The organism is Brevibacterium senegalense, from assembly GCF_000285835.1.
GTDB classification, from domain to species: domain Bacteria; phylum Actinomycetota; class Actinomycetes; order Actinomycetales; family Brevibacteriaceae; genus Brevibacterium; species Brevibacterium senegalense.
In genome coordinates, this window is record NZ_HE978602.1 from 152,221 (window position 1) to 170,385 (window position 18,165).

General features: G+C 71.3%; 14 protein-coding genes and 1 riboswitch. Of the genes, 7 read left to right on the top strand and 7 right to left on the bottom strand.

Annotation, left to right across the window (positions count from 1 at the left end; all coding sequences use genetic code 11):
• Positions 1–24: 24 nt before the first annotated feature.
• Positions 25–1,584, bottom strand: a complete 1,560-nt coding sequence (locus HGBR_RS06560) for an acetolactate synthase large subunit (protein ID WP_019158537.1) — start codon at positions 1,582–1,584, stop codon at positions 25–27.
• Between the two features lie 114 nt (positions 1,585–1,698).
• Between HGBR_RS06560 and HGBR_RS18750 the strand changes: the two genes are divergently transcribed.
• Positions 1,699–2,775, top strand: coding sequence for an inositol monophosphatase family protein (locus tag HGBR_RS18750; protein WP_019158538.1), 1,077 nt, complete (start codon positions 1,699–1,701; stop codon positions 2,773–2,775).
• 18 nt (positions 2,776–2,793) lie between these two features.
• On the opposite strand, the gene HGBR_RS06570 is transcribed toward HGBR_RS18750, so the two are convergent.
• The 4 genes from HGBR_RS06570 to HGBR_RS06585 form a co-directional block, all read right to left on the bottom strand.
• Positions 2,794–3,549, bottom strand: coding sequence for an iron ABC transporter ATP-binding protein (locus tag HGBR_RS06570; RefSeq protein ID WP_019158539.1), 756 nt, complete (start codon positions 3,547–3,549; stop codon positions 2,794–2,796).
• A complete protein-coding gene (locus tag HGBR_RS06575) occupies positions 3,546–4,646 on the bottom strand; it encodes an iron chelate uptake ABC transporter family permease subunit (protein WP_019158540.1) in 1,101 nt (366 codons plus the stop codon). Before HGBR_RS06575 ends, HGBR_RS06570 begins: the two co-directional genes overlap by 4 nt.
• Before the next feature lie 56 nt (positions 4,647–4,702).
• On the bottom strand, positions 4,703–5,620 hold the full coding sequence (locus HGBR_RS06580) for an ABC transporter permease (protein WP_083882794.1): 918 nt from the start codon (positions 5,618–5,620) through the stop codon (positions 4,703–4,705).
• A 110-nt stretch (positions 5,621–5,730) separates the two neighbouring features.
• On the bottom strand, positions 5,731–6,732 hold the full coding sequence (locus tag HGBR_RS06585; RefSeq protein ID WP_019158542.1) for a siderophore ABC transporter substrate-binding protein: 1,002 nt from the start codon (positions 6,730–6,732) through the stop codon (positions 5,731–5,733).
• Positions 6,733–6,966: 234 nt separating this feature from the next.
• Here HGBR_RS06585 and HGBR_RS06590 point away from each other — a divergent pair, with 234 nt between their 5' ends.
• The 5 genes from HGBR_RS06590 (at position 6,967) to HGBR_RS06610 (ending at position 15,263) form a co-directional block, all read left to right on the top strand.
• On the top strand, positions 6,967–8,727 hold the full coding sequence (locus tag HGBR_RS06590; RefSeq protein ID WP_026077394.1) for an amidohydrolase: 1,761 nt from the start codon (positions 6,967–6,969) through the stop codon (positions 8,725–8,727).
• A gap of 144 nt (positions 8,728–8,871) precedes the next feature.
• Positions 8,872–8,958, top strand: a riboswitch (glycine riboswitch).
• Positions 8,959–9,075: 117 nt separating this feature from the next.
• Positions 9,076–12,036, top strand: a complete 2,961-nt coding sequence (gene gcvP / locus HGBR_RS06595; RefSeq protein WP_019158544.1) for an aminomethyl-transferring glycine dehydrogenase — start codon at positions 9,076–9,078, stop codon at positions 12,034–12,036.
• Between the two features lie 45 nt (positions 12,037–12,081).
• Complete coding sequence (gcvT, locus tag HGBR_RS06600; protein WP_019158545.1) at positions 12,082–13,230, top strand: glycine cleavage system aminomethyltransferase GcvT; 1,149 nt, start codon at positions 12,082–12,084, stop codon at positions 13,228–13,230.
• Between the two features lie 124 nt (positions 13,231–13,354).
• A complete protein-coding gene (gene gcvH / locus HGBR_RS06605; protein ID WP_390620763.1) occupies positions 13,355–13,747 on the top strand; it encodes a glycine cleavage system protein GcvH in 393 nt (130 codons plus the stop codon).
• 109 nt (positions 13,748–13,856) lie between these two features.
• Positions 13,857–15,263, top strand: a complete 1,407-nt coding sequence (locus HGBR_RS06610; protein ID WP_019158547.1) for an L-serine ammonia-lyase — start codon at positions 13,857–13,859, stop codon at positions 15,261–15,263.
• 7 nt (positions 15,264–15,270) lie between these two features.
• Here HGBR_RS06610 and HGBR_RS06615 read toward each other — a convergent pair whose 3' ends face one another.
• Together HGBR_RS06615 and HGBR_RS06620 are read right to left on the bottom strand one after the other, a co-directional pair.
• Positions 15,271–16,191, bottom strand: coding sequence for a VOC family protein (locus HGBR_RS06615; RefSeq protein ID WP_019158548.1), 921 nt, complete (start codon positions 16,189–16,191; stop codon positions 15,271–15,273).
• Between the two features lie 81 nt (positions 16,192–16,272).
• On the bottom strand, positions 16,273–17,028 hold the full coding sequence (locus tag HGBR_RS06620; protein ID WP_019158549.1) for a YggS family pyridoxal phosphate-dependent enzyme: 756 nt from the start codon (positions 17,026–17,028) through the stop codon (positions 16,273–16,275).
• A gap of 189 nt (positions 17,029–17,217) precedes the next feature.
• Between HGBR_RS06620 and HGBR_RS06625 the strand changes: the two genes are divergently transcribed.
• A complete protein-coding gene (locus HGBR_RS06625) occupies positions 17,218–18,111 on the top strand; it encodes a dihydrodipicolinate synthase family protein (protein ID WP_019158550.1) in 894 nt (297 codons plus the stop codon).
• The last annotated feature ends 54 nt before the right edge of the window (positions 18,112–18,165 follow it).

Here is an 18,165-nt window from a genome sequence, read left to right on the forward strand (position 1 = left end):
CCCCGCACTGGAACGGAACCCCCGTTACAGCACGACCTCGATGAGGGCCGGGCCCTCGGCGGCCAGGGCGCGATCGTAGGCCGCCGCCAGGTCCTCCATCGTCTCGACGCTCTCCGCCGGCACGCCGAAGCCGCGGGACACGGACACCCAGTCGATGACGGGCCGGTCGATGTCCAGCAGGGTCGCGGCGGTGTCGCCCACGACCTCGACGCCCACGTTCTTCATCTCGTTGCGCAGGATCTGGTACTTCCGGTTCGCCAGGATGAGCGTCACGACGCGCACGCCCTCGCGGGCCTGCGTCCACAGCGTCTGCGGCATGTAGAGACCGGACCCGTCGGACTCGAGCGCGATGACCGTCCGGTCCGGGCACGCGATCGACGCGCCCGTGGCGACCGGCAGCGCCCACCCGATCGATCCGCCGGTGGGGTTGAACCAGTCGTGGGGCCGCGCGTTCTGCGTGGCCTCCGGGAAGGTGCGGCCCGTCGTGATCGACTCGTCGACGACGATCGCGTCCTCCGGGATCGCCTCCGCCAGGAACACGCCCAGCTTCTCCGGGGTGATGGTGCCGGTGGGGCGCTGCGGCAGGTCCAGGTCGACCGGCTGCGCCTCCGCCGCCTTCGTCCGGGCCGCCTGCGGCAGCGAGTCGAGCACCGCCTGCAGCGGGATGTCCGCGCGCGTCGTCTCCGGGGTCAGGTCGATGAGATGCGTGCCGGGCGCCTCGAGGCGGCTGCGCTTCGTGGGGTAGGCGAAGAACGCGACCGGCGGCTTCGCGCCCACCAGCACGATCGTGTCGAACTGCGCCAGCACCTGCTGCGCCTCATCGACCGAGTACGGCAGCTTCTGCGCCGCGAACCGCCCGGCACCCCGGCTCACCCGGGGAGCGAAGGTCCCCGTGAACACCGAGGCCCCGGTCGCCTGCGCGATCCGGCCCGCCGCCGCCAGTGCATCCGCGCGCGGGGTGCGTCCGCCCAGGAGGATCGCACCGCGGGAGCCCGCGTCCAGCAGGGCCCGGGCCGCGGCCTCGGCGATGGGGGCGTCGACCACCGGCAGCGGTGCGGGCTGCGCCGTGGACGGGGCCGGGGGTGCGGACAGGTCGTTCCAGGCGGCGTCGGCCGGGAGGATGAGGGAGGCGACCTGGCCGCGGCGGGCGACGGTGATGGCGTCTGCGACGTCGTGGGACAGCGCCTGCCCGTCGATCGAGGTGCGCACCCAGTGCGAGAACGGACGCGCGGTGCCCTCGATGTCGCTGGTGAGCGGCGCGTCGAGCGCGCGGTGGTAGCTGGCGTGGTCGCCGATCACGTTGACGACCGGGGAATGGGCGCGCAGCGCGTTGTGCAGATTCGACAGGCCGTTGGCCATGCCCGGCCCCAGGTGCAGGAGGGTGGCTGCGGGCTCGTCCGTCATGCGGGCGTAGCCGTCCGCGGCGCCCGTGACGGCGCCCTCGAACAGGCCCAGGATGCCGCGGACGCCGGGCGTCCCGTCCAGGGCGGCGACGAAGTGCATCTCCGAGGTTCCGGGATTCGCGAAGCACGTCGTCACTCCGTTGTGCTCCAGCGTGGCCAGCAGGGAATCGGCACCGTTCACGGGGGCTCCTCTCAGTCGGCCGGCGGGCCCGACCAGTGGGTCGGAGTGCGTGCGACTGTGCGCGCGTACCGGCGTGTGAGGCCATCGTCGCACAGGACGTGCGACGATGAGGGCGTGATCCCACTCTTCGCAGATCCCGTCCTGGACGTCGCGCGGGAGACCGCCCTCATCGCCACCCAGCGCATGCTGGCCTGGGCGGACCGGCTCACCGCCGCGACCGTCGATGCGAAGGACGGCGGCAACGACCTCGTGACCGCCGCGGACGCGGAGATCGAGGCCCTGGTCCGCCACCACCTGACCGTCCGCCGGCCCGGCGACACGATGGTGGGCGAGGAGGGCGCAGCCGCTCGCGCGCTCGCGGACGTCGAGGGAGGCGAGCAGGTCGCGGAGCTGCTGGTGCAGGCCGCCGAGGCCGGGGCCGGCCTCCGGTCGCAGGCGAACCCGGGTGCCGCCCTCGTGTGGCACGTCGACCCCATCGACGGGACGGTCAACTTCGTCCGCGGCATCGAGCACTTCTGCTTCTCCGTGGGCGTCCGCCTGGCCTCTGCGGACCCCGCGTCACCGGACGACGGCTGGGTCGCGGGCCTCGTCGCCGCACCCCTGCTGGACCGCGTCTGGTTCGCGGTGGACGGCCGCGCGTGGGCCGCGCCGCTGGCGATCCTCACGGACCCGACCGCAGCGGCACGGGAGCTGGATGGGTCAGGGGCTCCGGCCTCGGGCAGGGTCGTCGCGACCGGGTTCGGCTACGCAGCGGAACGGCGCGCCGTGCAACTGGCCGCGCTGGCCCGCGTCATGGAGGACTTCGACGACGTGCGGCGGTGCGGCTCGGCGGCGATCGACCTGTGCATGGCTGCCGAGGGCCGCGTCAACGCCTACTACGAGCGCGGCCTGGGCGTCTACGACTACGCCGGCGGCGCCTACATCGCCCAGTGCGCGGGACGCTTCGTCCACCGCCGGGCGGACTCGTTCCTGCGCGCGGACACGGGGGCGACGATCGCGGTGCCGGACGAGGAGACGGCAGGAACAGCGGCACGGGGAACGGCGGGGGACGACGTCGAGGCCGGGCTGCACGCCGGGACTGCGGTCGGGAGCGCGCCCGAGGCCGGGACCGGGGACGTCGCACCCGCACCCGAGCTCACGGTCGTGGCCGACACCCGCGAGCGGTTCGAGGTGCTGCTGGCCCGCGGCTGAGGGGCCGGCGGCTGCTCCTCAGAAGTAGCAGGCCAGAAGGCCGCGGGGGCCGTCGATCACGTCGATCGGGGTGTTGAAGATCGCGGACAGGGTCTCCGGCACCATGATCTCCTCCGGCGTCCCCAGTGCGACGACCTCGCCGTGCTTGAGCGCGCAGATGTGATCCGCGTAGTGACCGGCGAAGTTGATGTCGTGGAGCACGATGACGATCGTCTTCCCCAGCTCTGTGGCGGCGCGCTTGAGGTGCTGCATCATCTGGACGGAATGCTGCATGTCCAGGTTGTTGAGCGGCTCGTCCAGCAGCACGTAGTCCGTGTCCTGCGCCAGCACCATCGCGACGTACGCGCGCTGCCGCTGCCCGCCGGACAGCTCGTCCAGGTAGCGGGACTCCAGCTCACCCAGGTGCAGGAAGTCGATCGCCTGGCTGATGATCCGCTCGTCCTCGACCGTGAGCCGGCCGCCGGAGTGCGGGAAGCGGCCGAAGCCCACCAGCTGGCGCACCGTCAGCCGCGTGACGAAATGGTTCTCCTGGCGCAGGATCGAGATCGTCTTGGCCAGCTCCTTCGACGGAGTCTTCGACACATCCAGCCCCGCGACCGTGATGGAGCCGGCGTCCATCCCCATGAGCCGCCCGATCATCGTGAGCAGCGTCGACTTCCCCGCGCCGTTGGGTCCCACGAGCGCGGTGATGCCGCCCTGCTGGATCTCCAGGTTGACGGGGCCGATCGCGACCTCGGAGGTGTAGCGGCGCAGAACGGAGCTGAGGGTGATCACAGGCGGCCCTTTCGGAGGATGTAGACGAGGAAGAAGGTGCCGCCCACGACCTCGATGATGATGCCCACGGAGCCCTCGGCGTAGAAGACGTGCTTGAGGATGAAGTAGGAGCCCGCCAGCACGACGACGCCGATGAGCCAGGCCAGGGGGAAGAGCAGGCGGTGGTCGTACGTGTCGCCCAGCTGGTAGGCGAGCATCGCGACGAGGAAGCCCAGGAAGGTCAGGGGGCCCACCAGTGCGGTCGAGACCGCCATGAGGGCGGAGACCAGCAGCAGGACGACGATCATCTGCCGCCGGTGGGCCATGCCCAGGTTGATGGCCGTGTCCCGGCCCAGCGCCATGACGTTGAGGCGCCCAGCCTGTGCCCACAGGAGGATCCCGGTGACGCCGGCCAGTCCGATCGCCCAGCCCAGGTAGTCCGTGTCCGCGTTCGCGATCGAACCGATGAGGCGGGCGGTGAGGATGTCGAACTCGCTGGGGGTGAGCAGCCGCTGCATGAACGTCGCCGCGGCGCCCAGGCCGCCGCCCAGCACGATGCCCACCAGCAGGGTGATCTGCAGGTTCCCGCCCCGCCGGGCCAGCAGCCAGCCGTAGAGGAGCGCCGCGAAGCCCACCATGAGGGCGATCTGGAGCAGGAACTGCCCCACTCCGGTCAGGAACGTGATCCCCGCGGCGCCCAGGACGTAGACGGCGGAGGTCTGCACCAGGCGGTAGAGGGACTCGAAGCCCATGACGGACGGGGTGAGGATCCGGTTGTTCGTGATGGTCTGGAACGCGATCGTCGCGATCGCCTGGCAGAACGCCACCACGACGATGACGATGATGCTCTCCGCCCGCATCTGCGCGATGAGCCAGAATCCGCGCGAGCCGAACTCCATGGGGTTGTCGTACGCCAGGGTGCCCAGGACGGACGCCGCGGCCAGCACCGCGAGGACGGCCAGGACGATCCAGTAGCGCAGCGCGGCGCGCCGTGAGGGCAGGGCGCCGGAGCGGCGGTGGGCGTCCGTCTCCGCGAACAGCCCGCCGCGGGAGGCGACGGGGTCGTGCCGCCGGTCCTGGTGCGGACCGGAGGTCTCCTGGCGGGTGATGGCTGACATGGGGGATTCTTCCGTGGGGGACGGTGCAGGTGAGGGGTGCCTGTCGCGGGTGCGGCTCAGCTCCGCCGCACGATGAGGGCGATGAAGACGACGGCGCCCACGACGGCGAGGATGAGGGAGACCGGAACTTCGAACGGCGCGATGATGGTGCGGCCCAGCAGGTCGCAGACCGTCACGAGCGCGATGCCGGTGAGGGCGACCCACGGCAGGTTCGAGCGCAGGTCGTCGCCGCGGAACATCGACACGATGTTGGGGACGATGAGGCCCAGGAACGGCAGGTTGCCCACCACCACGGTGACGATGCCGGTCGCGATGGCGATGAGGCCGGTGCCCAGCAGGACCACGGCGCGGTAGTCGAGCCCGATGTTCGTGGAGAACTCCTCGCCCAGACCGGCCGCGGTGAAGCGGTCCGCGGCGACGAACACCGCGACGACCACGACGATGACGACCAGCAGCGGCTCGTACTTCCCCTGGATGATGCCGGTGAAGGAGCCCGCGAACCAGATGCCCAGGCTCTGGAGCATGTCCGTCTGCAGGGCGATGAAGGTGGAGACCGCGCCCACGACGGCGCCCAGCATGATGCCGACGATCGGGACGATGACGGAGGACCGCAGGGTGATGCGCTGGAGGAACGCGAAGAAGATCGATGTGCCGATGAAGGCGGTGATGACCGCGACGATCATCTTGACGACCAGCGGGGAGCCCGGCGCGACGATCATGACGAGCAGCAGTCCCAGGCCGGCCCACTCCGTCGTGCCCGTGGTCGTGGGCTCGACGAACCTGTTCTGCGTGATCATCTGCATGACGAGACCGCACATCGCCATCGCAGCACCGGCCAGGACCAGCGCGATGGTGCGGGGGATGCGGGTGATCGCGAACATCTGCGCGCCGTCCTCCGCTCCGAAGATGTCGTACTGGCCCACGAAGAGGCTGGCGACGACGAGCCCGCCCACGACCAGGAGGCCCACGACCATGGGCCAGGTGAAGAGGCGGGAACGCCGCGGAGCGCGGTCGGCCGGCCCCACCCCGGACACGATGTCCGGGGTGGGGCTCGCCGCCGCGCTCTGCGGTGCGGGGTCTGCGCTCAGTTGCCCTGCTCCATCGCGTCGGCGATCGAGTTGTAGAACTCGGTGTAGGTCACGAGGCCCTCGTCCAGGTAGGTGAACTCGGGCATGTAGACGATGTTGCCCTCGGAGACGGCGGTGACGTTCTGCAGGGCGGGGGAGTCCGCGATGAGCTCGTCCGCAGGCGTGTACTCCTCGCCGGAGTTCGCACTGACGCCCGCATCGCGGTCCATGACGAGGATCCAGTCCGGGTTCGAGTCCGCGATGGCCTCGACGGAGATGTCGTCGCCCTGGTGGTCCTCGGACGCGTCCTCGACCTCGAGCGCCGGGGTCAGGCCCAGCTCGTCGAAGGCCGGGCCCAGCGTGCGACCGGTGCCGGGCGCGGCGTAGTTGATGTCGCCGCCGGAGGTGATGACGCCCATGACGGTGTCCTCCGAGTCATAGGCGGCCTCGACGCGCGACGTGGCCTCGTCGTACTCGTCGACCAGCGCCTGCGCCTCGTCCTCCTTGTCGAACACCTTGCCCAGCTCCGTCACCTGGCGCTTGAGCTCGTCGCCGAAGGGCTGGTCGTCACGGACGTCCAGGTCGAGCATCGCCGCGTCGGGTGCGAGCTCCGCGATGTCCTCCTTGTACTGCGCGTAGCGCTGACCGATGATGACCGTGTCCGGAGCGGCCTCGACGATCGCCTCGAGGTCGGGCTCACGGTGGCTGCCGGTGTCGAGGATCTGGTCGTTCTCCTTGTAGGAGAGGTCCGCGCGCATGAGGGAGACGGCGCCGGTGGAGAGCTCCACGCCCCAGTCGTCCAGCAGCTTGAAGGTGCGGTTGTCGAAGGCGGCGACGCTCTGCGGCGGCACGGCGACGTCGACGGCGCCGTCGTTCGTCTCGACGGAGACGGTCTCGCCGCTCGCGGCGGCGTCCTCCGAGCCCTGCTCACCCGCGTCGCCCGAGCCGCACGCGGTGAGGCCCAGTGCGAGGACTGCTGACGAGGCGAGGACGACGCCGAGGCGATTCTGTCGCTGCATGGTGGTGTTCCTTCTTCCGGTAGACAGGGGACGGCCGCGACGCGCCCGCCCCGGGGCGAACCGCGGCCGGTCGGCCTGAGCGCAGTCTCTTAGTGAGCTGAGCCTTGCCTCCTAGTGTGCAGAGCGAAACGCATTAGGTAAAGCCGGGCTTCGCTAAAAGAGACGCACTCCACATGAGGTGCGTCACGGCGGATCCGGGCCGGGCTGTGGTTCGATAAGAGGATGGAGTCCGCCGTGCCCGCCGTGCCCGCCCGTCACCGTCTCTTCGCGAACGGGCGTGTCTACGCGCATCGGGGCCCGGCTGAAGAGGCGCTGCTGGTCCAGGACGGTCGCGTCGTCGCGGCGGGCACGACGGCGGAGCTGCGGGAGCGGGCCGGAACCGGGGCGCTCGAGGAAGTGGATCTGGAGGGCCGCGTCGTCCTCCCGGGCCTCATCGACGCCCACCTCCACGCGATCTCGACCGCGAACACCATCGCCGAGGTCGACCTCCGGCAGGTGCGCAGCCTGCGTGCCGCTGTGGACACCGTCGCCGCCCACGCGGCCGCGCTGGGCCCGGGCGAGTGGGTCACCGGCGGACGCTGGGACTCGAACACGTGGGACATGGGGCGCGGGGATTCGTACCAGCCCGACCGCGTCGCCCTGGACGCGGCGCTGCCGGACCGCCCGGTCGCGCTCTGGTCCGTGGACTACCACACGCTGTGGCTCAACGGGGCGGCGCTCGAGGCCGTGGGCATCGACGACCGCACGCCCAACCCCGTGGGCGGAGAGATCGTGCGCGACGGGTCCGGTCGTGCCACCGGCATCCTGCGCGAGGACGCCGCGACGATCGCGGAGCGGCGCATGCCCGCGCTGTCGCTGGACCAGCGGGCCCAGAATCTGCTGACGGCGCAGCGGAAGTGGCTGGCGGAGGGGCTGACCGGCGTCCACGACATCGACGGTGCCCCCTCGCAGGAGGCGTGGGACGCGCTGCGAGCCGACGACGGTCTGCTGCTCCGGGTCGTCAAGTACCTGCGCCTGGACGAGCTGGACCGGGCGCGGGCGGAGGGGTGGCGGACCGGCGACCAGCTGGGCCGGACGCGCACCGCCGGTGAACCCCAGGTCGTGCTGCCATGGGACTCGCCGGAGGTCGACGACTGGTTCGTCCGCGGTGGCCTCAAGCTCTTCTCCGACGGCGCGCTGGGCTCGCAGACGTCCTTCATGACGGACCCGTTCCCCGCCCGGCCCGGCGAGGACCACCTGCCCAACTACGGTCTGCCCATCGCCGGCGAGGACCTGCTGGTCGAGCAGATCGAACAGGCGCTGGAGGCCGGGATCGCGCTGGCCGTCCACGCGATCGGCGACCGGGCGAACCACCATGTGCTGAGCGCGTTCGCCCGCACCCGCGACAGTTCGTCGCGCGCACAGCAGCGGCACCGCCGCCCCCTGCGGCACAGGATCGAGCACGCGCAGTTCGTCCGCCCGGAGGAGGTCGCGCTCTTCGCGTCCCTGGGGATCGTCGCGTCGATGCAGCCGCGCCACTGCATCTCCGATCTGCACCTGCTCGAGTCGCTCCGTCCGGACCCCCGTCTGGCCGCCTACGCCTGGAAGGACCTGGCCGCCGCGGGCGCGGCCGTCGCCTTCGGCTCCGACGGCCCCGTCGAGCCCACGGACCCGTTCGCCGGGATCTACGCGGCGATGACGCGGGCGCACATCGACGGCGACCCGACCACGGTGTTCCAGCCTGAGCGCAGGATCCCGGCGTGGGACGCGATCGCAGCCCACACCTCGGGAGCAGCCCACGCCGCCGGGCTGGAGAACCGCGTGGGCACTCTGGCCCCGGGCATGGCGGCGGATCTCATCGCGATCGACGTCGACCCGTTCGTCGCGGACGGCGGCAGCGGCTTCACAGGGGAGTACGACAGTGAGGCCGCCCTGTTCGAGCACGCGCTGGCTGTCCGCGACGCGACCGTCCACCTCACCGCCGTCGGCGGCGACGTCGCCTTCGCACGACCGTGAGCGGGGCGGGCGCGCCTCGCAAAGTCTCATCCGCATGCTGATCCGCGCCCCGGCCGATCCCCGCCGGATCGCGCCACCGCACCCCGGGACCCGTGCGGTGGCGCACCGCCCCCGGGTCGCCTATCCTGTCTGTGACCGCCGCAATGACACTGCGTGGGAGAGCCGCTGACGCGGCGCCGAAGGTGCAATCCCTCCCCGGGAATCTCTCAGGCCCAGTACCGCGCATCGTGCAGGCGACTCTGGAGCGGACCGCCGCCACCCCCGTGGTGGTCGGGACGTCGACAGAGCGGGGAGGACGAACCGCAACGCGTCCGTCCCCGTGGATGGGCGCATCCACGGAGGAGACCCATGACCGCTGGTGCAGAGATCCGAACCCCCGACGCGGCCGCCGCGCTCGCCCATGTGACCGCGACGTCCGGCGACGGTGCCCGTCCGTTCGCGGACCGCCACATCGGCCCGCGTGCGCAGCAGACGCAGGAGATGCTCGCAGAGCTGGGCTTCGAGTCCCTCGAGGCGCTCGCCGCCGCCGCGGTGCCGGCGAACATCGCACAGGGGTCCCCGCTCGCGTTCCCCGCACTGGGCGAGAAGGAGACGCAGGACCGCCTGCGGGAGCTCGCATCGAAGAACACGATGCGCGTCCAGATGATCGGTCAGGGCTACCACGACACGATCACGCCGGCCGCGATCCGCCGCAACGTGGTGGAGAACCCCGCCTGGTACACGGCCTACACCCCGTACCAGCCGGAGATCAGCCAGGGCCGCCTCGAGGCACTCCTCAACTTCCAGACGGCCGTGCAGGACCTCACGGGCCTCGACATCGCGAACGCGTCGCTGCTGGACGAGGCGACCGCCGTCGCCGAGGCCGTCCTCCTCATGCGCCGCGCCTCCAAGAAGGGCACGACGGTCGTGCTCGACTCGGAGCTGCACCCGCAGTCGATCGCGATCGTCCGCGTGCGGGCCCGCGCGATGGACTTCTCCGTCCGCGTCGAGGACCTGTCGCAGGGCCTCGTGGGCGAGGACGTGTTCGGCATCGTCGTCGCCCAGCCGGGCACGACCGGTGCGATCCGCACCTTCGACGACGCGATCGCCGGTGCGAAGGAGCGCGGTGCGCTCGTCACCTTCGCCGCGGACCTCCTGGCGCTCACCCTCCTCAAGGACCCGGGCTCGCAGGGCGCGGACATCGCGGTGGGCTCCGCCCAGCGCTTCGGCGTCCCCCTGTTCTTCGGCGGCCCGCACGCCGCCTTCATGGCCGTGAAGTCCGGCCTGCAGCGCCAGTTGCCGGGCCGCCTGGTGGGCGTGAGCCACGACGCGGACGGCAAGCCCGGCTACCGCCTGGCCCTCCAGACGCGCGAGCAGCACATCCGCCGCCAGAAGGCGACGAGCAACATCTGCACCGCGCAGGCACTGCTGGCCGTCGTCGCGAGCTTCTACGCCGTCTACCACGGCCCCGTGGGCCTCACCCGGATCGCCTCCCGCATCCACCGGCTGGCGACGGGCTTCGCCGAGGCCGCCGTCGCCGCCGCGGGCACGTCGCTGGCCGCGGGTGAGGACGCACAGTTCTTCGACACCGTCGCACTGACCGTCCCGGATGCGGACGCGGCCGTGGCCGCGACCGAGGCCGCGGGCGTCAACATCCGCCGGATCGACGGCACGACGGTCGCCGTGAGCTTCGGCGAGCCCCACACCGTCGCGGACGCGAACGCGGTGCTGACCGCTCTGGGTGCCGCCCGCACCCTCGACGCGGACGCGTTCGAGGCCGCCGGTCAGGGCTCCTTCGGGGACGCCGCCGTCGCGGCCCCGGCCTGGAGCGAGGACCTGCACCGCACGACGGAGTTCCTCACGCACCCGATCTTCCGCTCGATCGGCTCGGAGACCCAGCTCATGCGCTACATGCGCACGCTGGCGGACCGCGACCTGGCGCTCGACCGCACGATGATCCCGCTGGGCTCGTGCACGATGAAGCTGAACTCCGCGGTCGAGATGGAGGCCATCACCTGGCCGGAGTTCGCCTCGATCCACCCGTTCGTCCCCGCGGAGCAGTCCGCCGGCTGGCGCGAGCTCATCCAGGAGCTCGAGGACCTGCTGGTCGACGTGACCGGCTACGACCGCGTCTCGCTGCAGCCCAACGCCGGCTCGCAGGGCGAGTTCGCGGGCCTGCTGGCGATCCGTCGCTACCACCTGGCAAACGGCGATGCAGACCGCCGCATCTGCATCATCCCGCAGTCCGCGCACGGCACGAACGCCTCCTCCGCTGTACTGGCCGGACTGGACGTCGCCGTCGTCAAGACGGCGGCGGACGGGTCGATCGACCTCGAGGACCTCGACGCGAAGATCGAGAAGCACGCGGACCAGCTGGCGGCGATCATGATCACCTACCCGTCGACGCACGGCGTCTTCGAGGAGGACGTCCGCGCGGTCTGCCAGAAGGTGCACGACGCGGGCGGCCAGGTCTACGTGGACGGCGCGAACCTCAACGCGCTCATGGGCCTGGCTCAGCCGGGCGAGTTCGGCGGCGACGTCTCGCACCTCAACCTCCACAAGACGTTCTGCATCCCGCACGGCGGCGGTGGCCCCGGCGTGGGCCCGGTCGCGGTGCGTGAGCACCTGGCCCCCTACCTGCCCGGTGACGCGACGGACCCCCGCCACGTCGCGGGCGAGGACGACGACCTGGGCAACCCCATCAGTGCCTCGATGTTCGGCTCCGCCGGCGTCCTGCCCATCAGCTGGGCGTTCCTGCGCCTCATGGGCGGCGAGGGCGTGACGGAGGCGTCGCGGATGGCGCTGCTGACGGCGAACTACGTCTCGAAGAAGCTGGCGGACGTGTTCCCCACGCTCTACTCCGGCGACACGGGGCTCGTCGCGCACGAGTGCATCCTCGACCTGCGCGCGCTCACCTCCCAGACCGGCGTGACCGCGGAGGACGTGGCGAAGCGACTCATCGACTACGGCTTCCACGCGCCCACGCTCGCGTTCCCTGTCGCGGGCACGCTCATGGTGGAGCCCACGGAGTCGGAGGACAAGGGCGAGATCGACCGCTTCATCGAGGCGATGGTCTCGATCCGCGCGGAGATCGACGCGATCGGCACTGAGTACGACTACGAGGGCTCGCCGCTGAAGAACGCGCCGCACACCGCGACGTGCGTCATGGACGACTGGGACCAGCCGTACTCGCGTGAGACGGCTGTGTTCCCGGTGCAGGGCCTGCGCCTCACGAAGTACTTCCCGCCGGTCCGCCGGATCGACGGCGCGTACGGCGACCGCAACCTCGTCTGCTCGTGCCCGCCGCCGGAGGCGTTCGAGAACGTCTGATCCAGACACCCGCCTCCCACCCCGACGCTTCCTGAGGAGTCACCGATGACCAAGTCCACCGCCCTCCACGACCTGCATGCGCAGCTGGGGGCCTCCTTCACCGACTTCGGCGGCTGGGACATGCCGCTCAAGTACGGATCCGAGCTGGCCGAGCACCGCGCGGTCCGTGAGTCCGCCGGCATCTTCGACCTCTCCCACATGGGCGAGGTGCGGGTGACCGGTGCGGACGCCGCTGCGTTCCTGGACTTCGCCCTGCTGGCGAAGTACTCGATCGTGACGGTGGGCCGTGCGAAGTACGGCCTCATCCTGGACGCCTCCGGCGGTGTCCTGGACGACCTCATCACCTACCGGCTGGCGGACGATCAGTTCCTCGTCGTGCCCAATGCGGGCAACGCCCCCGCCGTCGCCGAGGCCCTGGTCGCCCGCGCGGAGGAGTTCGCCTCCCAGCGGGTGCCGGGGGCGGACGTGACGGTGACGGACGAGTCCGCGGACACGTCCCTCGTCGCCGTGCAGGGACCCCGGTCCGAGGCCGTGGTCCGCACGGTCGCCCGCGAGGCCGACCAGCAGGGGATCGAGGAGCTGGGCTACTACGGGTGGATGACCACGGGACTGGCGACGGCCTCGGGCGAGGTCGAGGTTCTGCTGGCCCGCACGGGGTACACCGGCGAGGACGGGTTCGAGATCTACCTGGGCAACGCGGACGCCCAGCCGGTCTGGGAGGCGCTGGTCGCCGGTGCCCAGGGTGCCGGCATCGATCTGACGCCGTGCGGGCTGGCCTCCCGCGACTCGCTGCGGCTGGAGGCGGGCATGCCGCTGTACGGCAACGAGATCACGCTCCAGACCACGCCTGCGGACATCGGGATGGGGAAGATGGCGGTGAACGCGCTGAAGCGCGAGCACCTCTTCGCCCGCGAGGCGATCGAGCGGCAGGCCGAGTCGGAGCCCGAGCGGGTGCTCGTGGGACTCGCGTCCGACGGCCGCCGGGCCGCGCGCGCCGGATCCGCCGTGCTGATCGACGGGCAGGAGGTGGGCACGGTGACCTCGGGTCAGCCCTCGCCCACGCTGGGCCACCCCGTCGCGCTCGCGTTCCTCGACCGGGCGCATGCGGCGAAGGGCACGGAGCTCGACGTCGACATCCGCGGCAGGTCGCACCCCTTCCGCGTCGTGCCGACGCCGTTCTACAAGCGGGCCTGACGCCCCGCGCGGCGGCCGGTCCCGTTCAGCCGCTGCGCAGCCCCGCTCGCACCTGCACACCCGGACACCTGCACACCTGAGTCTCCCGCACACCCCGACACGAAGAAGGTCCCTCATGGCACAACTGCCCCCGCTGCCCCCGCAGTACTCCTACTCCGCCGAGCACGAGTGGGTGAACGCCACCGCGGACGCGGTCGTGGGCGCGACGCTCCGGGTGGGCATCACCGCGGTCGCCTCCGATGCGCTGGGCGAGGTCGTCTACGCGGACATCCCGGAGGTGGGCGCCACCGTCACCGCCGGCGAGATCTGCGGTGAGGTCGAGTCCACGAAGACGGTCTCCGACCTCTTCTCGCCCGTGACCGGCGAGGTCACGGCCGTCAACGAGCTGGTGTCCGCGAACCCGGGCATCCTCAACTCGGACCCGTACGGCGACGGCTGGCTGTTCGAGGTCGCCGTGACCGCGGCCGGCCCGCTGCTGGACGACAAGGCCTACGCGGAGGCCAACCACCTGGCCTGAGGCGGTGACCGGGCAGGTGCCCCGCGCACTCGCCCGGCCGGGGCCTCGGCGGCCCCACGACAGCGGATCGACGGCGATCCGCGACGATTCCATGCGTTTGGAGGCAGACATGCCCATCAGTGTCTTCGACCTGTTCACCGTGGGGATCGGGCCCTCGAGCTCGCACACGGTGGGACCCATGCGAGCGGCGGCGAGCTTCGTCGACCTGGTGGGGGAGCGGATCGAGGAGGTCCGCGCCCTCGAGGTCGACGTGTACGGCTCGCTGGCGGCGACCGGCAGGGGCCACGGCACCTTCGATGCGATCCTGCTGGGCCTCGAGGGATGCCAGCCGGATCAGGTGCTGCCCGACGAGGTGGACGAGCGGTCCGCGCGGATGGCGGAGACCGGCATCGTCCGGTTCGGCGATCGCGTCGAGATCCCGTTCACCGTCGCGGACATGCGGCAGCGGCCGCTCACCGTCCTGGAGCGGCACACGAACGCGCTCGAGCTGCGGGCGCGCACGGGGACGGGCGAGGAGCTCACGCACGAGATCTACTACTCCGTGGGCGGCGGCTTCGTCGTCACCCAGTCGGATGAGGAGCAGGCGGTGCTGGGCACGGCCGCGGGCGACTCCGCGCGGGAGCCCGCGACCCCGTACGACTTCCGCTCCGGCGACGACCTCCTGCGGATCGCGCGGGAGGAGGGCCTGGCGATCTGGGAGATCATGCTGGCGAACGAGCTGGGCGCCGGCCGGACGGAGGCGGAGGTGCGGGAGGGACTCCTGCACATCGCGCAGGTGATGGAGGAGTGCGCTGCGAACAGCCTGGACCGCTCCGGCCACCTGCCGGGCGGCCTCACGGTGCGCAGGCGCGCGCACGACTGGTTCCTGCGACTCAAGGAGGAGGACCCGCACCGCGATCCGCGCTACTACCAGGAGTGGGTCAACCTCATCGCGCTGGCCGTCAACGAGGAGAACGCCAGTGGTGGCCGGGTCGTCACCGCACCCACGAACGGGGCCGCCGGCATCATCCCGGCGGTGCTGCACTACGCGCTCCACTACGTCGACTGGGTCGTGGACGGCGGGGATGAGGCGCGTGCGGAGGCGACGGTGCGCTTCCTGCTGACCGCCGGCGCGATCGGCGTGCTCTACAAGGAGGGCGCCTCGATCTCCGGTGCCGAGGTGGGCTGCCAGGGCGAGGTGGGCTCCGCGTCGTCGATGGCGGCCGGCGGCCTGGCCCAGGTGCTGGGCGGCACCGTCGAGCAGGTGGAGAACGCGGCGGAGATCGCGATGGAGCACAACCTGGGCCTCACGTGCGACCCGATCGCCGGTCTGGTGCAGGTGCCGTGCATCGAGCGCAACGCGATCGGTGCGGGCAAGTCGATCAACGCGGCGAAGATGGCGATGTGGGGCGACGGCGAGCACTTCGTGAGCCTCGACGAGGTCATCGCGACGATGAAGGCCACCGGAGCGGACATGAGCGACAAGTACAAGGAGACCGCGATGGGCGGCCTGGCCGTCAACGTCGTGGAGTGCTGAGAGGCGCTCAGCGCTCCAGCAGGTCCTCGACGCTCGTGCCGGGCAGTGCGACGGTCACGTGCGTGCCCCACGGATCGCGGACGGTGACGCGGTCGCCGTCATCCGCACTCTGGAGGCCCGCAGAGGTCAGGCGTGCGGCGACCGACTCGAGGTCCTCGCGCGCGGGCACCGTGATCGACACGTCGCCCAGGCCCAGTGTGGCGGCACGGGGCCCCGCACCGCGGCTGTTCCACGTGTTCATCGCGACGTGGTGGTGGTAGCCGCCGGCCGAGGCGAAGAGCGCGCCGGGGTGCGAGCCCAGCATCGTCTCGAAGCCCAGGGAACCCACGTAGAAGTCGCGCGCCTGCGCGATGTCGCCCACCTGCAGGTGGACGTGGCCGATGATGCCGGCGTGGTCCTCCGCGTGCGTGAGGGCCTCCTCCGTCAGGTGCTGCTGCAGGTAGCGGTTGGGATCCAGGTAGATCGAAGCCATGTCGACCTCGCCGTTGGCCTGGTACGTCCACGCGGAGCGCGGGCGGTCGCGGTAGAGCTCGATGCCGTTGCCCTCCGGATCCGTGAAGTAGAACGCCTCGCTCACCAGGTGATCGCTGGAGCCCACGAAGCGGCTGGCCGGGTGCTGTGCGGCACGTGCGACGGTCGCGGCCAGGGAGGCCTCGTCCTCGAACAGGAACGCGGTGTGGAACAGGCCGGCCTGCGAGGGGTCGACGCCGGGGAGGCCCGCCGTCTTGATGAGGCGCAGCAGCGGGACACCGCCGCGGCCCAGCACGCGGACGACGTCACGGCCCTGGCTGCGCTCCTCGATCGGCGTGAGGGCCAGCGCATTCGCGTAGTACGCGCTCATGGTCTCCAGGTCGCCCACGTGCAGCGTGACGGCGCCCATCGTGGTCGCGGGGTTGAGGGTCTTGTCGAGGGTGGGGGCGATGCTCATGGTGACTCCAGCGGTGGGTCGGGCGGTGATGCCTCCAGTGTAGATAGTTGAAAGTTGAATTACAAGGGTGCGTGAGGGGGCTCACCCTCCCGGCCAGTAGTGGGAGTCCGGGGTCGAGCGCGAGCCGAAGATGGCCTGGCCCACGCGCACGCAGTCAGCGCCCTCCTCGACGGCGATCTCGTAGTCGCCGGACATGCCCATCGACAGTTCGCCCGGGCCGATGAGGTCGGGGTTCTCCTCGCGCGCCCGGTCGCGGATCGAGCGGAGGAGGCGGAAGCATGCGCGCACGTCACCCGCGTCCGTCGTGAGGGTCGCGAGCGTCATGAACCCGCGCACGCGCAGTGCGGTGAAGGCGGGCAGCTCTGCGAGGAATGCCGGCACCTCCTCGGGCGGGAGGCCGTACTTCGAGTCCTCGCCGGAGGTGTTGACCTGCACGTGCACATCCAGGCTGCGCCCGGCCGCCTGGAGGCGCCGATCGAGTGCCGCGGCTGCGCGCAGGCGGTCCAGCGCCTGGAACTCCGAGGCGAAGGCAGCGACATCGCGCGCCTTGTTCGTCTGCAGGTGGCCGACGACCGACCACTGCACGTCCAGATCTGCGAGGTTCTCCGACTTCCTCTTCGCCTCCTGGACCTTGTTCTCGCCCAGTTGCGTGCAGCCCGCCTCCACTGCGAGCCGGATGCGGTCCTCGGGGACCGTCTTGCTGACGGGCAGCAGGCGCACGTCCCGGGGGTCGCGGCCCACCCGCAGCGCTGCGGCCGCGATCCGGTGGCGCACCTGCGCGAGGCGGGTCCGGAATTCCGCAACGGTCGTGGCCGGGGAGTAGTCGTCGTGGTGCACGGATCCTTCATCGGATTTTGGCATATGACAAAACTAGCACCGCACTATGCTGTGCGGTATGAGCGATATAGGTCAGAGAGCCTCGCGGCCGGAGGCCGTGCCGCAGGGCACGCTGACCGTGGGTCCGGGCCTTGCGATGCGACTCGTGGGCGCGCGCCCCGCACACCACCGATCGAAGGAGACCGCCCCGTGTTCACCGGACTGAGCGCATTCCCCCTCACCCCTGTCATCGACGACCGCGCGGACCTGGCGGCCTGCGCCCGCATCACTGCACACGTCCGCGACGCCGGCGTCGACTCGATCACCGTGCTGGGATCGACCGGGCTCTACGCGTACTTCTCGCGGGAGGAGCGCAGGGACGTCACGCGCACCGCGGTCCAGCACGCGGGCGACACCCCCGTGATCGTGGGGGTGGGCGCGCTGCGGACCCGCGATGTCCGCAGGCACGTCGAGGACGCGCAGGAGGCCGGTGCCGCGGGTGTCCTCCTGGCCCCGATGTCGTACCACCCGCTCACCCGCGACGAGGTGTACGCGCTCTTCGAGGACGTGACCCGGGACCTGTCCGTCCCGCTGGCGGTCTACGACAACCCCACCGTCACCCGCTTCACCTTCGACGACGACCTCTACGCGGCGATCGCAACGCTTCCCGGCGTCGCGTCGATCAAGATCCCCGGTGTCCCCGCCGGTGCGGATGCGGCGGCCCGCCGGGTCGCGGAGATCCGCGCGCGGATCCCCGACCACGTGACGATCGGGGTGTCCGGCGACGCCCACGCGGCTCGCGGCCTCATCGCCGGCTGCGATGCGTGGTACTCCGTCATCGCGGGGACCGTCCCGCAGGCCGCGCGGACGATCTCGGATCCCGCCGGCCAGGGAGATCGCGAGGCGGCGCAGCGCGCCTCCGACCGACTGTCCCCGCTGTGGGACCTGTTCGCGGCGCACGGCGGCAGCCTGCGCGTGGTCGCCGCGCTCGCGGAACTGCGCGGACTCTCGACCGCTCCGACGCTCCCGAGGCCGCTGCTGGGTCTCGATCCCGTCGCCCGTGCTCAGGTCGCACAGGTGGCGGAGGCGCTGGATCTCTCCTGACGCTGGAGCAGCGCTCCACACAGAGTCGGACCGCCCTCCGACGTGACGCACTGC

Excerpts from the sequence above, each read along its gene's own strand:
- HGBR_RS06615 (WP_019158548.1), bottom strand. The coding sequence starts at position 16,191 with ATGAGCATCGCCCCCACCCTCGACAAGACCCTCAACCCCGCGACCACG.
- HGBR_RS06580 (WP_083882794.1), bottom strand. The coding sequence starts at position 5,620 with ATGGTCGTGGGCCTCCTGGTCGTGGGCGGGCTCGTCGTCGCCAGCCTC.
- HGBR_RS06575 (WP_019158540.1), bottom strand. The coding sequence starts at position 4,646 with ATGTCAGCCATCACCCGCCAGGAGACCTCCGGTCCGCACCAGGACCGG.
- gcvT (WP_019158545.1), top strand. The coding sequence starts at position 12,082 with ATGACCAAGTCCACCGCCCTCCACGACCTGCATGCGCAGCTGGGGGCC.
- HGBR_RS06610 (WP_019158547.1), top strand. The coding sequence starts at position 13,857 with ATGCCCATCAGTGTCTTCGACCTGTTCACCGTGGGGATCGGGCCCTCG.
- gcvP (WP_019158544.1), top strand. The coding sequence starts at position 9,076 with ATGACCGCTGGTGCAGAGATCCGAACCCCCGACGCGGCCGCCGCGCTC.
- HGBR_RS06585 (WP_019158542.1), bottom strand. The coding sequence starts at position 6,732 with ATGCAGCGACAGAATCGCCTCGGCGTCGTCCTCGCCTCGTCAGCAGTC.